The sequence below is a fragment of the Marinifilum caeruleilacunae genome, from assembly GCF_013141825.1.
GTDB lineage: Bacteria > Bacteroidota > Bacteroidia > Bacteroidales > Marinifilaceae > Marinifilum > Marinifilum caeruleilacunae.
Map to the genome: position 1 here is coordinate 26671 of NZ_RZNH01000033.1, position 15866 is coordinate 42536.

A 15866-nucleotide genomic window follows, 5' to 3' on the forward strand; every position below is an offset into this window, starting at 1 on the left:
GCATCTCTTTCAATTTCTTTATCATATTAGGATGAATAGCTTAGTCTGCCATTAAAACCGATAAAGCAATACAGTAAAATTTAGACTTTTCGCTTTCGCTTCTCGACATTACCACAACAGGTTTTGTTGTACCTTGTATCAATCCGCCAAGCTCTCCGCCGCCAAATAACATCAGCCCTTTATAGAAGGAGTTACAAGCTTCCAATGATGGAAAAATCAAACAATCTGCTTCACCATTAATTGGAGTTGGAATTCCTTTAATTTCAACCGATGCCGGATCGCAAGCTAGGAAGACATCTAAGGGTCCATCTACAATACAATCTTTGATTTGACCGCGATCAGCCATTTTACAGATAATTGAATCGTCGACCGATCCCTGGAAAGCAGGATTTGGTTTTTCGGTAGCTGAAATTAAAGCAACTTTTGGTTTTTCGATGCCAAATTTCTTTGCCATCTTAACCGAATAGTTTACCATCGCAACCTTCTGATTTAAATCAGGATAAGGCAAAACTGCAGTATCAGAAACAAATAATAACTTATCGTATTTAGGCAAATCCAAAGCACAAACATAGCTCATTACTGCTTTTGGAGGCAATAAACCTTTTTCTTTGTTCAATACGGCTTTTAGGAACTTATCTGTTCCCACCAAGCCTTTCATCACAACATCTGCCTCATCTTCACGTGCCATACGAACCGCTTCGGTAGTTGCTTCTACGTCGTTTGGAATGTGAACAATGGTAAAAATAGCAGGATCAATTCCTTCAGCCTCGGCTTTCGAACGGATTTCATTTTCATCACCAATCATTACTGCCTCTACAAAACCTTCGTTTATGGCTTTTGCAATTGCTCCAATGGTATTTGGATCTTGTGCATAAGCAACAGCAATTTTCTTTTTCTTTCCGCTTTCGCGAAGATGATCGACCATTTGGTCGAGAGAACGAATTGGGGACATATCTATTTAAATTTATGAGGATATTAAAGCTACAAAAAGAGACGCATGAATATGCGTCTCGATCTGAAATATATTATTTTGAAGCTACAAGAGCAGCTAGAGCAATCGAATACAATTTTGTAAGAACACTATCGCCACGAGATGAAAGAATAGCCGGACATTTTGCACCAACCACAAATGCACCAAGTTCTGCATTCGCTAACTTTGTATTGGTTTTGTAGAAAACATTACCCGATTCGATATTTGGGAATACCAAACAGTCAGCATCACCAGCAACTTTCGATTCTAATTTCTTAATCTCAACTGATTCCTTATCAATGGCAACATCAATTGCCAAAGGACCATCAACATAAGCATTTTTAATTTGACCACGATCAGCCATTTTAGAAATGATGGTAGCATCTACACAAGCTTCCATTTTAGGAAGAACCTGCTCAGAAGCTGCAACCAAAGCAACTTTTGGAGTTTCGATACCCAAAGCTCTTGCTACGTTGATTACATAGTTTGTTAAAGCAATTTTCTGGTTCAAATCTGGCTGTGGAATCACTGCAACATCACTACATACCAACAATTTGTGGTAATTTGGATTTTCCATTACAGTAACGTGGCTCAAGACAGCTTTTGGCGGCATTAATCCAGTTTCTTTGTTTAGGATTGCTTTCATATACTTATCGGTACTTACCAATCCTTTCATGATCATATCACCTTCGCCATTGCGAATTAACTCAACAGCTTTTTGAGCAGCTTTTAACTCTACTGGTTCGTGAACAACAGTAAATTTGCTTACATCAATATTGTGTTCTGCACAAGTTTTTTCGATGGTTGCCTGATCACCTACCAAAGTTGCTTCAACAATTCCTTTTTCTACTGCATTGTTAACAGCTTCAATTGTGTGAGCATCGTTAGCATAAGCAGCTACCAAACGCTTTTTTTCGTTGCTTTTAAGAACGTCAATGATTTGCTCCAAACGTGTAATCATCTTCTTTATGTATTTTAGTGTTTGTTTTTCGGAATAAATTCCCGCTTGATTTAGTTGTAAGGCAAAAATATGAAATAATTACGAATCACATCTAATACAATACACAAAACTTACAATTAATTACAAATATTAGAATTATTCTAACAATGTGATATTTCTTAAGTTTGAGTAAGGCTGGATTGCAGAAAAAATCTAACGCCTCCTAATTACAAGACAAATAATAAAGCGCAGGTGAAACATTGCATTCTTAACAGTTTATACCATAGCTATTTCTAATTGCCACTGTATAAAGCCAAGTGGCAGATAGTAAGGAAGCTTATTTGTAAAATGATATTTTTAGCTTGTGCGATAACTAACTGAATCAATTATTTTTTCTTTAAAGGAATCGAAAAGTAGAATGAAGTTCCTTGTCCTTTCACACTGCTCACACGAATTTGTCCACCATTCATTTCTACAAATTCCTTACTTAGCATTAGTCCAAAACCTGTACCTGTTTCGTTGGCTGTGCCTTCGCTGGTGAAAACCGTATCAATTTTAAATAGTTTTTTCATTTGTGTTTCGGTCATTCCAATTCCTTCATCTTTTACCTGTACAATTGCAAAATTCTCCTTTTTTATGGCACGCAACAAAATGGTTTGGTTGGCATATGAAAATTTAATTGCATTCGACATCAGGTTCCTGATCACTGTATCCACCATAGCTTTATCGGCATCAACCTGTAGGCTTTCAAATTCACCTTCTACATTAATATCTTTTAAAGAAGCCAGGTTTTTATGCAAGTCAAGATTCGATTGCATGACTTCTGCCAAATCAAATTCGGCTTTGTTCAGTTTGAATTTCCCTTTTTGAACATTGGCCCATTCCAATAAACTTTCCAGAAGTTTGAAAGTATCATCTGAACTTTTGTAAATCATTTCGGTAAGTTCCTTTTTCTCTTCTTCCGATAACATTTCTGCGTCGTGAATCAACATCTTAGAAAAGCCTCGAATGGCATTGAATGGGTTTCGCAAGTCATGCCCTATTATCGACAGAAATCGATCTTTTGCTTTGTTTGCCAAAAGTAAATTCTCGTTGGCATCCTGCAACTGGGAAGTACGCTCGGAAACCAATTTTTCCAATTCCACCATGTGTTTTTTGGCTCTTCGCTTACTGTACTCACTGGAAAGGTAAATAATTAATAAAATCAGAATTAATTCTGATAGAAGAACATACCAGCGTAAATACCACACCTGGTTTACTCGTAGTGGAATGAGCTGATGTTCGCTCCACGTATAGTTTCCTTCATGCTTACAGCGAATACATACCATATAATCGCCTGGCTCCATATCCGAAACAATCACCTGGTTTTTATTCGATAACTCCTTCCAATCGGAAACTTTCTTCTCTCCTTTTAAGATACAATACTGAAACTGATTCTGCTTTTGCGGATAGATGGTTGCAGTAACATCGAGCAGCAACATGGAACCCGAGGTAACTTCCAGCGAAGTATTAGGTTGAATAAATTGCGATTCCTCTTTCGCGATATGCACAATCGGTTTTGGAGTTCTTGGAATGGTATCGGTAATATGAGCATATGCCAAACCGTTGGATGTACCCACCCACAAAAATCCTTTATCATCGATAAGTAAATTGCCAATGGTAAAAGTTTTGGAAGGCAATCCCTGATCGGGTGTAAATAAAGATATATCATCCTTGCGTTTGCGCAATACACCTCTGCTTGTAGTTACCCAAATGGCATTGAATTTATCTACTACAACTGCATTGATTTCATTCTTTGAATATTCACCCAAATCTACTTCCTCGATTTTCGAATCGAAGTATTTGTATAAACCTGCCGAACTTCCAATATACACGGTATCATTAACAGGTTCTAAATCGCGAACCCAAAAATCATTTGTTCCAACATTAGGGATAGATTCGCTAATATTATAGAATTTATCCGTTTCACGATTGTATTTGTACAAGTAGGAATGTTTGTACTCTCCTCCAACAAAAAGCATATTGTTTTTGCATAGGCAAATATCCTGTACAATTCGCCTGTTGCTAAATTCTTCGAGGTAACTTTTAATCGATTCATCTTCTAAATTCACCTTAAAAAGTTCCTTATCGGCTACCACCCAGGCAGTATTGGCCGACTCAAATTCCAAATCGCTTATGGTTTGAGTACTAATTTGTATGGTTTTCAGCAATTCATTCTTCTGATACAACATCAACTGACCTTGTTCTGTTCCAATTAAGGTATAATCGCCATATTTTTGAAATACATTTAAAGAACCTTCAAAATTGAAGTCCATCAAATCGATATGCTGCTCGTCGGTAATTTTGTAAAAATGACTTCGGCCGGCACAGATAATATCACCATTGGTTGATTTTCTTATGCTGGCAACATATTCAGAATTGGCAGTAAGAAATTGTGAGCTAAAAAATTTTTTCTCCATCACAATCACACCTGAGTTGGTAGAAACCCAGTATTTACCAAATTCATCACGGAAGAGATCGTTCACCGTAAAGTATGGAAATCCGCCTACGGTAAAAAATTTATGCTCTTCATTCAATTGAATTTCTACCAAGCCCTGGAACCAGGTTCCTGCTAAAATTCTTGTTTCGTCAATTCTTTCGAAACATGAAGCAACAATATCTTTTGAAATGGTTTCGTGATGAACCACCCTCCCTTTAAAATCAAAAATAATTTTAATTACTCCTAAGGAAGTTCCCAACAAAAACTCATTGGCTCCTATCTTAAAAGAGGAATGAACCAAAAAGCCAGGCTGATAAGAAGATTCTTTAAAAGAATTGCTTTTTGAATCGTAATTGTAGAACCATCCTTTTTGAGAAACCACAATAAGGTTTCCGTTATCGCACTCTAAAAATTGAAAGGATCTTGCATATGAGCTGGTAAGGTTTTTATCGCCCATAGCGTATTTTTCCACAGTACCATTGTTTAATCGGTAAATGTGATTGTAATCGGTGATCCAAATTCTGCTTTTACTATCCTCGAAAGCATGTTTCGGATATTTCGGAGCCGATGGATCCAAATTGCACTCCAATAACAACTTGATATTATTGGATTCGAATGAAGGAGTAATTTCGTAGATTGCATCATCGGAAACAGCAAGTAATTTCCCGCTGCTCAATTTGAATAATTCTTTGAAATACTGTGATTTTCCCTCTGGTAATTGGTAAAGGTTAAAATTATCATTGATGAGCGAATAAACTCCTCCATCGGTGGCAAAATAATAGATTCCGAGAGAATCCTGCCCAGTTGATTTTACAAGTTCTTCGCTAAGTTTGTTCTGCTTGTTGTACTCATGTAATCGGAAATCGACTCTTTGTGCATTTATCGTATTAGTGAATACAAAACAGCACATTACAAGTAGTGTAAATTTATATAATGGTAGTAGATTGGTCATATAATAGCTTTAAAGAAATCTCACCTTTTGAGTGAGTAGTCACATCTCTAAACGATAATGCCTGTATTTTGTTACAGTAAAATACAGCAAAATCGGCTATTCATCAAATCAAAACAGCTATTTATATCATTTTTTTAATCATTTACCACGAATCATAGCTTAAAGCCAACAGACAAGCTTACACAAAAAAAGCCTGGCGAAACACCAGGCTTTAAAATATTTATATCGAATGGATTATTTTACTCCGTTCAAAATTCTCTGAGTATCAGAAGCAATTACCAATTCCTCGTTGGTAGTAACTACCATTGCAGTAACTTTTGATCCTTCTTTAGAAATCACAGCATCTTTACCTCTTAATCCATCATTGGTTTCAGCATCGAAGTCAAGACCTAAATATCCGAAATCTTTAATGATTTTTTCACGAGATACAGAATCATTTTCACCGATACCACCTGTGAATAGAACCAAATCAACACCACCCATCGAAGCAGAATATGATCCCACAAATCTCTTCACACGGTATGCAAACATATCCAATGCCAATTGTGCTCTCTCGTTTCCTCCTTCAGCAGCAATTTCAAGATCTCTCATATCAGAAGAAATTCCTGAGATACCAGCTAAACCTGATTGCTTGTTGATTAATTTGTTTGTTTCTTCGATCGAAAGGTTTTTCTTCTCAGCAATGTAAAGAAGTGCACCTAAGTCAAGATTACCAGTACGAGTTCCCATCAAAAGACCTTCGTTTGGCGTGAAACCCATTGAAGTTTCAACAGACTTACCACCATCAATTGCACAAACAGAAGCACCGTTTCCTAAGTGACAGCTAACAATCTTTTTATCTTCGATGTTCCATCCCAAAATTTCACAAGCTTTGTTTGCAACATATTTGTGACTTGTTCCGTGGAAACCATACTTACGAACTCTGTACTTTTCGTAGCAATCGTATGGTAAACCATACATAAATGCTTCGGCAGGAAGAGTTTGGTGGAATGATGTATCGAATACTGCAACCTGTGGCAATCCAGGAAGTAATTTTTCCATTGAAAGGATACCTTCAAGGTTAGCAGGGTTATGTAATGGAGCCAATTCACAACAAGCAGCAATATTTTCTTTTGCTTTCTCATCGATCAAGGCACTATCTTTAAAGAATTCACCACCATGTGCAACACGGTGACCTGCAGCATCAATTTCCTTTAAATCAGAAATAACACCGTGCTCTGGACTCACCAAAGCTTTAAGAACCAAATCAATACCTACGCTGTGATTTGGAATGTCCTGTACCAATTCAAATTTACCTTTTCCTTCAGGTTTATGAGTTAGTACACCTTCTTTTAGACCAATTCGCTCTACAAGACCTTTCGCCAACAATGTAGCTTCTTCACCCATATTCAACAACTGATACTTCAAAGAAGAGCTACCACAATTAAAAACTAGAACGTTCATCAGATTTTTTGTTTATTATTTTTAGTTTGGATTTTATTTACTTGAGTTGATTTTAATTACATTCCTGCAGCTTGGTTTGCAGTAATTGCAACTAGATTTACGATATCGCTTACCGAACAACCTCTTGATAGGTCGTTAATTGGAGCTGCCATACCTTGAAGAACAGGACCTACTGCTTCGGCACCAGCCAAACGTTGTACCAATTTGTATCCAATGTTACCTACTTCAAGAGTTGGGAAAACCAATACGTTTGCTTTACCAGCAACTTCGCTTCCCGGAGCTTTTTTTGCACCAATGGCTTCAACAATTGCAGCATCAGCTTGCATCTCTCCATCAATTTGGAATTCTGGAGCCATTTCTTTGGCCAAACGAGTTGCTTCTGCAACCTTGTCAACCATTTCGTGTTTTGCAGATCCCATGGTTGAGAAACTCAACATGGCAACGCGTGGTTCCATTTCGGCAATTGCCTTAGTCGTTTTGGCAGTTGCAACAGCAATTTCTGCCAATTCGCTAGCTGTTGGGTTTGGATGAACAGCACAATCGGCAAATACCATCATTCCATCGTTTCCGTAAGACTTGTCTTTCAAAATCATAATGAAAGCTCCGGAAACAACCGAAATACCTGGCATAGTTTTAACAATCTGGAATGCAGGACGAAGTACATCTCCCGTTGCATTTAATGCACCTGCAACTTCTCCATCAGCATCACCAGCTTTAATCATTAAGGTGGCTAAATAAAGAGGATCTTGTACCAATTCCATAGCTTGTTCAAAGGTCATCCCCTTTTTCTTTCTTAGTTCCACTAAAATTTCAGCATAAGCTTCCATTTTATCGTGGTTTTTAGGATCAACGATAATTGCCTTATCGATATTTTTTAATCCCAGGCGATCAGCCTCTCCTTTAATCTCAGCAGGAGCACCAATCAAAATAATTTGTGCGATACCTTCCTCCAGCAAGATATCTGTAGCTTGCAAAGTTCTTTCCTCTGTTCCCTCAGGAAGAACAATTCGTTTGTTGTGTAGTTTGGCGTTTTTCTTAATCTTTTGCAATAAGTCCATTGTAGATCAATATATTAATCAGTTTTGTAATCTCGACATTGCAAATTTAGGAATAAAACGTAAACTTTAGATTTCTAAATTCATAATTTTTGTCAGTTTTTGCCCGAAATTTTTAATAAATAATCATTCTTGATAAGCGCTTGTTCTGAAATAAAAATGTAACTTCAATTTTGAAGAATCACACACATGCAACAAATGCTTTAAACTGGCTTATTTACTATGAAACCCTCAAATCATATCAATCCATTTCAACAACTGCAGGAAGAAATTCTGGGAGAAGTATTTACCGATCAGACCACCCGTATTTTATATGCCACCGATGCCTCGGCCTACAAAGTAATGCCTTTGGCAGTGGTTTATCCTAAAAACGAGGAAGACATTCAAAAACTGATTGAATTTGCCATGCAGGAAAACTTATCCTTGATACCACGAGCTGCCGGAACTTCCCTGGCCGGGCAGGTTGTTGGAAATGGCGTTGTGGTAGATATTTCGAAACATCTTACCAAAATATTAGAGCTAAATGTAGAAGAAAAATGGGTCAGAGTGCAACCCGGAGTAATTTTAGATGAGTTGAATCTTTACCTCAAAGAGTTTGGTTTATTCTTTGGACCGGAAACCTCAACATCCGGAAGATGCATGCTTGGAGGAATGTTGGGCAACAACTCCTGCGGTTCTCACTCTATTATATATGGTAGTACGCGAGATCACACATTGGAAGTAAAAGCCATTTTAAGCGATGGAAGTAAGGCTGTGTTCGGAAATCTCAATCAGGAAGAGTTTAAGCAAAAATGTTCTGCCTCGAATCTAGAAGGCCAGCTCTATCAACACATCAATTCAATTCTTTCGCTAAAAGAAAACCAGGAGAATATCAGAAATGAATATCCCGATCCTGATATCAAAAGAAGAAACACAGGATATGCCATTGATTTACTTCTTGAAACAAATCCCTTTACAAAGGAAGGTAAAGATTTTAATTTCAGCGACCTATTGGCCGGATCGGAAGGAACACTGGCATTTACGACCGAAATTAAATTGAATCTTGTTCCAGCTCCTCCTAAAGAAAAAGCATTGATATGTGCTCATTTTGAAAGTCTTGAAGAGGCCATAAAAGGAAACCTGATTGCCTTAAAATATAAACCTGGTGCGGTGGAGTTAATGGACGATCAGATTCTAAAACTAACCGAAGGGAATATTCTACAGGCAAAAAATCGTTTTTTTCTGAAAGGAAATCCTGGTGCTCTGCTGATAATCGATTTTGCAAGGGAAAGCATGTCTGAAATTGAAGCCATTGCAAAAGAAATGGAAAAAGATTTTAAAGCAAATTCCCTGGGCTATCATTTTCCAATTGTTACAGGAGTCGAAAATATAACCAGGGTTTGGGATTTACGAAAATCTGCTCTCGGCGTACTTTCCAACATGGCTGGCGATGCAAAACCAGTATCTCTTATCGAGGATACATCGGTAAAACCAGAAGTTTTATACGATTACATTGCAGAATTTAAGGAACTCATGAAAAAGCACAATATTAGTTGTGTGTTTCATGCCCATATTGGCAGTGGAGAAATTCATTTGCGCCCCGTATTAAATTTAAAAGCTAAGGCCGATCAGGAAAAATTCCATGCCATTGGTTTAGATTCTGCCAAATTGGTAAAAAAGTACAAAGGTTCCTTAAGTGGAGAACATGGCGATGGACGATTACGAGGTGAGTTTATCCCAATCATGATTGGAGAAAAGAACTACGAACTGTTAAGAGAAATCAAACACATTTGGGATCCAAACAATATCTTCAACCCTGGTAAAATTGTGGATACCCCAAAAATGAATACCCATTTGCGATACGAAGCCAACCAGCAAACCCGCGAAATTGATACCTATTTCGATTTCTCATCGGATTTGGGCATTGTACGTGCAACAGAACGCTGTAACGGATCGGGCGATTGCAGAAACACTCATCTTACGGGTAAAGCCCTGTGTCCAAGCTATCAAGCAAGTCTGGATGAAAAGCTGAGCACACGTGCAAGAGCAAATCTGTTCCGCGAATTTATCAGCAATACCGAACAGAAAAATCCTTTCAACAGCGAGGAATTGTATGATATTCTGGATTTTTGCCTTTCGTGCAAAGCCTGTAAATCGGAATGTCCTTCGAATGTTGATATGGCCAAACTAAAAGCGGAATTTTTACAGCAGTATTACGATGTAAACCCAATTCCTTTGCGAAGTAAGCTGATTGCCAACATTACTAAAATTAACCAATGGGGAAGCTATGCTCCTTCCCTTTTTAATTTTGTAAATCAACATCCGTTTATCGGAAAAATTGTAAAAAGGAATTTAGGATTTGCCCAGGAAAGAAGCATACCAAAACTACATGATACAACGCTCAAAAAATGGCATTCCAATTTAAATCAAAACGAATCGAAAAAAAGAGTTTACCTTTTTGCCGATGAGTTTACCGATTACAACGACACTCCAATAGGCATTAAAACAGTTGAACTACTGAACAAACTGGGTTATGAGGTAAGTATCCCAAAACACGCCGAAAGTGGCAGAACCTACCTTTCGAAAGGTTTGGTGAAAAAAGCAAAATTCCTTGCCATTAAAAATGTAAACCTTTTACAGGATATCATTAGCGAAGAAAGCCCGTTAATCGGTATCGAGCCCTCTGCAATTCTTACATTCAGAGATGAATATATCGATTTGGTAACCGATAGCATGAGAGATGCTGCAAGAAATCTCGCTAAAAATGTACTGATGATTGAAGAGTTCCTGCACAAGGAAATGCAGGCTGGAACCATTAAGAAAGAACAGTTTAGCAGCGAAGTGAGAGAAATTAAATTTCATGCACATTGCTACCAGAAATCATTGGCATCTTCTCTTCCAGTTAAAGAGATTTTAAGTTTTCCTGAGAATTACTCGGCAGTTGAAATTAAATCGGGCTGTTGTGGAATGGCAGGCTCTTTTGGTTATGAAGAAGAGCATTACGATTTAAGTAAAAAAGTAGGTGAACTCATTCTTCTGCCCGAAGTGCGAAAAACCCCTGAATCGGTTTTAATAGCAGCATCAGGTACATCGTGCCGCCATCAAATTAAAGATGAAACAGAGCGTGAAGCTCAGCATCCTGTCGAGATTTTGTGGGAAGCTTTGAAATAAGCTCTTTCCACTTAAGTATTGATATTTTTATTTAACAACAAAAACAAAACTGTTTATCGGACAATAAATATGCTTTGTCGGATATATCTTGTAGTTTTATACTTCTAAAGATTTCTTTGCTCTTGAAATCTTTTAAGCAATAAATTATGAGACAATTCATTCTGCCTTTACTTGTACTGGTCGTTCTAATACCAGTCGCATTATTGGGACAAACTAGTAACAATCCATCTAATTTTGACCAATCCTATTGGAATTATATTCGAGTCAAAATTTTGCCACCCAATGCAAAGGCCTATCGTTTTGAAAAGGATATTCGAGTACAATTGAAAGGCAATTTCAACAAGGAAGATTCAATTTGCATTCAACAAATAATTGGGAAGTTAAAACCTCTAATCAGTTCTGTGCGGATTGAAGCTTCGGATTCATTACCAAATATTACTTTATGGCTGCGAGAAGGAACTGGCGCAAGAAAGGTTCATAACTTCTATGGTTTGCAAAAATTTGGAAGCATTAGTTCACAGGAATACCAATTCTCTTTTGACCAATACACCCAAGATGAGCGAAATGCACATCTTATGTATTACCTGGTAAGAAGTTTGAGTAAAATTCAACACAATCCTCATGGGGATATGAACATTACTCAAAGTATTTTTAACGAGGATGATCCATTAAAAAGCGACTTTATCCAGGTAGATAAGTTTTTAATTAAAAAACTTTATTCCAAAGATTTCTACAGTCAGTTCAAATCAAATTTTAATGGCTCGCTTATAGACTATTATCATTACCGTTTTGGCGATAGAATACGATTTGCAAGTGAGGCAATCGCCATTATACTAGGCTTTGTATCATTGCTTCTGTTGTTAAAATACAGAATAATTCAAACCGAATCGAAAAATTGGAAAGAGTTTATAAAACAAGGTCTGCTGATCATTAATTGCATACTTTTCTTTTACCTACTTTCACAACGGTTTACTGCCTACAAATTCATTTCCTGGCCAAACATTTTAAAAATCGTTTTGCTTACGCAGATCTTGCTAATCCTTGAGTTATTTTTCATATCAGTAATCGAGAGAAGATTTTCCGGACATAAAATTGCAAGCAAGCTTTTCGTCCAATCTGTGACCACATCCGTTTTTACTTATATCTTCTTTCTTATTTATACCCCTATAGTTGCTCTTTCTTTATCACATAAAATCTATTGGGATTGGGAATTAAGTTTCGAGCAAATCACAATCATTATCATGATCGTTTGCTTCCGATTGACCTTTAATTTCACCAATTTTAAAAACATACAAGAAGTGAGGAAGCGAGATATGGAACTAGCGAAACTGAAACTCCTAAAAACCAAAGCTGAATTGCAATCATTGCAATCAAGAATTAATCCTCACTTTCTGTACAATTCATTAAACTCTATTGCCACACTCACTCATATCAATCCTGAAAAAACAGAGGAAATGGCATTATCATTGTCCGATTTTTTCAGATATGCCATTAATCACAAGGACCAGGACATGATAGAGGTTCAGCAGGAAGTTGAAATAGCCAGGACCTATTTGCACATCGAAAAAGTGCGTTTTGGTGATAGGCTGGAGTTTTATATCGAGATAGAGGATTCCATTCTAAAAAATCTGGTGCCCCGCTTTTTAATCCAACCATTAATCGAAAACTCAATAAAACATGGGATTTCTGCCATTCAGGAGAAAGGAATAATCAAACTGGAAATTACAAAACAGTCAGGTTATTTGCACATACGAGTACAAGACAATGGTCCCGCTTTTCCAGATACACCAGTTTCCGGATATGGATTACGAAGTTTGTATGAAAAACTAGAACTGATTTATGGAGGATCTGCACAATTTTCCTGGCAAAACCAGCCGGAAAAAAGCATCTGTATTCGTTTGCCTCTTTCACAAAAACCGATAACACATGAAAACTAAATACCGCTCACTAATTATTGATGATGAACAGCTTGCAAGACAACGACTAGTCAACTTACTGCTTCCACATGCCGATAGAATCGAAATTATAGGGGAAGCTGCCAATGGCAGTGAGGCCATCGAATTGATTAATAGGCTGGAACCAGATTTAATTTTCCTGGATATTCAAATGCCCGAAAAATCAGGTTTTGATATTTTAAAAGAGTTGAAGCACCAGCCACTAATTATTTTTTGTACGGCCCACGACGAATATGCACTTATGGCTTTTGAAACAGTCAGTATTGACTATCTGCTTAAACCAATCAAAAAAGAACGACTGCAAAAAGCCATAGACAAGCTACATCTAATTGGAAAGGAGAACGATGTAAGGAAGCTGGAAAATATGCTTGCCAAACAAATCCAATCTCTGGGCAAAAAAGAGATCAGTACCATTCCTGTAAAGACAGGAGATCGGGTAGCCTTTGTTTCCATTGAAGACATCACTCATTTTAAAGCTGAAGATAAGTACGTAAACATCTATAAAAGTGATGGAAAAGAATTTATTGTTGATCATAGCTTAAGCTACCTTTCGGAAAAGCTGGATAGTAATTTTTTGCGTATACAGAGATCTTATATCGTTAACATCAACTACATCAAAGAAATAAAGCGTTATTTAGGAGGTAGATATATATTCTTACTTCACGATTCACAAAAAACAAAAATTATTAGCGGCAAGAATTACCACGATCAAATTAAAGGTTTAATGAACTTTTAATCGCTCATATACTATCCAAAAAACTACAACACTCTATCTATCAAAAGCTTTCTCAACAGCAATCGCGAAAGCCTATGATAAGAAAGCAGATATCGGTCTGCCCTTACCTGAACAATTTATCTTTAACACAATCAAAAATGCACTGAAATGAAACAATTTATAGCAACAAGCCTTTTACTACTTGTATTTTTTTATAGCCAGGCCCAAGAAACAAAATACCTGGCAGATTTTGACTTTGTCATTCATAAAATTAAAAACGATTACCCCGGATATGCAGATAAAGTAAATGAGAAAAATTTGATTGAATTAAAAAAGCTTGAAAATGAAATCCGGGATTTGATGATTCAATATCCTGATTCCTGCTATCAATATTTGAATATGTATACAGCCTGGTTCAAAGATTATCATTTAAGGATCTCCTATCAGCGAAAAGCTAAAAAGAGAAATACAACAGAGTCTTGTGAAAAAAAATATGCCTCATTCAACCTGGATTCATTGCAAAAAGAATCTAAATCACTTGAAGGAATCTGGATTGGTTACAGAGGTAGTTTTGCCATCAAAAAAATGGATCAACAATACATTGGTATCTCAATAGACCTGCCTGCTTATGAAGAAAATCAAGTCCTTTTTGAGGCGATTGAGAAAGGAGATAATGAATTTGATTTAACTACCTATCGCAATTATAGACAGTTTGCTGCCCGACAGGAAAAAGCCTCTCTATTGGAAAACAATTCTGTTCTTGAAATTCACGATGACACAAGATATGTAAGGAAGACCACAAACAAAAAATCGGACATGGCCTTTTTGCTTGCCTATCTCCCTAAATATCCAAATGGCTTGAATACATACACCTTATCTATGAGTCTTAATGACAGTACCTTCTATTTAAGAATTCCCGGTTTTTCTTCAAATCATTGCAATGAAATCGTTGAAAAATACTGGAAAGAAATCACTACAAGGCCAAATTTAATCATTGACATCAGGAATAATGGTGGCGGTCAGGATACATATTACCAAAAACTTGCTGAACTTATATATACCAATCCATACGAAAGTAAAGGTGTTGAATGGTATTCCACTAAAGGAATTATCGAAGACTGGGAAAAAGCTATTAAATATGGGCATATAAAAAAAGGCGGAGAGGAATGGTCCGAAGCCCTTGTAAATAAAATGAAAGAAAATATAGGTGGATTTGTAATACACCCTTTTTATGAAGCTGATACCACAGTTACAAGGGATACAATTTACAGCTATCCTAAAAAGGTAGGCATCATCATTAATGGCAGGAATGCCTCCTCTGCAGAACAATTTCTGCTCACTGCAAAGAACAGTTCAAAAGTCACCTTATTTGGAAATGAGAGTACGGCCGGAGTGCTAGATTATTCAAACATTACACCTAAAGAATTGCCATCTGGGAAATACAATCTCTGGTTGCCGGCAACACGTTCGAGAAGGTTGCTCGAAAAACCAATTGATAATATTGGTATTGCACCAGATATTTACATTCCAATGGAACCAGCTTTTCAATTGTACGACAGACTTGATGATTGGGTGTATTTTGTTCAATATTATTTAGAATATCAAGATTAAAAGTCAGCCTCATTTTATCAGGTCTACACTTTGAATCACCCTTGCAAACTCCTCATGCAAGCTAGCCAAAGCAGTATCGTGAATGAGTTGGGCCGAAAGTTTTTTTCCATCTAAACCTATCTTGTCGAAGGTAGCCACTGCATCTTCGATCAGGTAGGTTTCGTAACCAAAGTTTCCGGCCATTCGCGTTGTTGTTGATATGCAATGATCAGTAGTCAGGCCAACAATCACAAGTTTTTTTATCCCCATTTCATCGAGCTGCTCTTTCAAATCAGTACCAATAAAAGCAGAATTTACATTTTTTTGAATGATTTTTTCTCCAGCTAATGGTTTTGTAAGATCCAGAAAATCATTGCCCGCATTCCCAGGCATAAGTGGAGATCCCGGAGTAGTTGAGCAGTGCTGAATATGAAACAATGGCAGATTCATTTCACGCCAGGCATTAAGAATTTTTGAGGCATTTAATTCTGCATCGGGATTGTTTCTTCCACCACCCCAATATTCAATATCTTCGAAGCCTTTCTGAAGGTCAATAAGCAATAAAGCTGTATTCTTGTCTGCTTTCATATTCTTTATTTTTCCTGTGAAAATACGGA

At 37.1% G+C, this 15866-nt stretch carries 10 protein-coding genes; 4 read left to right on the forward strand and 6 right to left on the reverse strand.

Going from position 1 to position 15866, the window contains the following annotated elements:
• Positions 1-40: 40 nt before the first annotated feature.
• The 5 genes from ELS83_RS16550 to pta form a co-directional block, all read right to left on the reverse strand.
• The gene (locus ELS83_RS16550; RefSeq protein ID WP_171596664.1) at positions 41-952 is read right to left on the reverse strand and encodes a phosphate acyltransferase; all 912 of its coding nucleotides are present in this window, start codon (positions 950-952) and stop codon (positions 41-43) included.
• Positions 953-1025: 73 nt separating this feature from the next.
• The gene (locus ELS83_RS16555) at positions 1026-1931 is read right to left on the reverse strand and encodes a bifunctional enoyl-CoA hydratase/phosphate acetyltransferase (RefSeq protein WP_171596665.1); all 906 of its coding nucleotides are present in this window, start codon (positions 1929-1931) and stop codon (positions 1026-1028) included.
• A gap of 365 nt (positions 1932-2296) precedes the next feature.
• Positions 2297-5341 (reverse strand): sensor histidine kinase, encoded by a 3045-nt coding sequence (locus ELS83_RS16560; protein WP_171596666.1) that lies wholly within the window; start codon positions 5339-5341, stop codon positions 2297-2299.
• Positions 5342-5575: 234 nt separating this feature from the next.
• Positions 5576-6784 (reverse strand): acetate/propionate family kinase, encoded by a 1209-nt coding sequence (locus tag ELS83_RS16565; protein ID WP_171596667.1) that lies wholly within the window; start codon positions 6782-6784, stop codon positions 5576-5578.
• Between the two features lie 56 nt (positions 6785-6840).
• On the reverse strand, positions 6841-7842 hold the full coding sequence (gene pta / locus ELS83_RS16570) for a phosphate acetyltransferase (protein WP_171596668.1): 1002 nt from the start codon (positions 7840-7842) through the stop codon (positions 6841-6843).
• A gap of 219 nt (positions 7843-8061) precedes the next feature.
• Between pta and ELS83_RS16575 the strand changes: the two genes are divergently transcribed.
• The 4 genes from ELS83_RS16575 to ELS83_RS16590 all read left to right on the forward strand — a co-directional run bounded on the left by ELS83_RS16575 (position 8062) and on the right by ELS83_RS16590 (position 15270).
• Positions 8062-10989, forward strand: coding sequence for an FAD-binding and (Fe-S)-binding domain-containing protein (locus ELS83_RS16575; protein WP_171596669.1), 2928 nt, complete (start codon positions 8062-8064; stop codon positions 10987-10989).
• Positions 10990-11135: 146 nt separating this feature from the next.
• Positions 11136-12926, forward strand: coding sequence for a sensor histidine kinase (locus tag ELS83_RS16580; RefSeq protein ID WP_171596670.1), 1791 nt, complete (start codon positions 11136-11138; stop codon positions 12924-12926).
• Positions 12916-13680, forward strand: a complete 765-nt coding sequence (locus tag ELS83_RS16585) for a LytR/AlgR family response regulator transcription factor (RefSeq protein ID WP_171596671.1) — start codon at positions 12916-12918, stop codon at positions 13678-13680. Before ELS83_RS16580 ends, ELS83_RS16585 begins: the two co-directional genes overlap by 11 nt.
• A 147-nt stretch (positions 13681-13827) precedes the next feature.
• On the forward strand, positions 13828-15270 hold the full coding sequence (locus tag ELS83_RS16590) for a S41 family peptidase (protein ID WP_171596672.1): 1443 nt from the start codon (positions 13828-13830) through the stop codon (positions 15268-15270).
• A 9-nt stretch (positions 15271-15279) separates the two neighbouring features.
• On the opposite strand, the gene ELS83_RS16595 is transcribed toward ELS83_RS16590, so the two are convergent.
• On the reverse strand, positions 15280-15837 hold the full coding sequence (locus ELS83_RS16595; RefSeq protein WP_171596673.1) for a cysteine hydrolase family protein: 558 nt from the start codon (positions 15835-15837) through the stop codon (positions 15280-15282).
• Between the last annotated feature and the right edge of the window lie 29 nt (positions 15838-15866).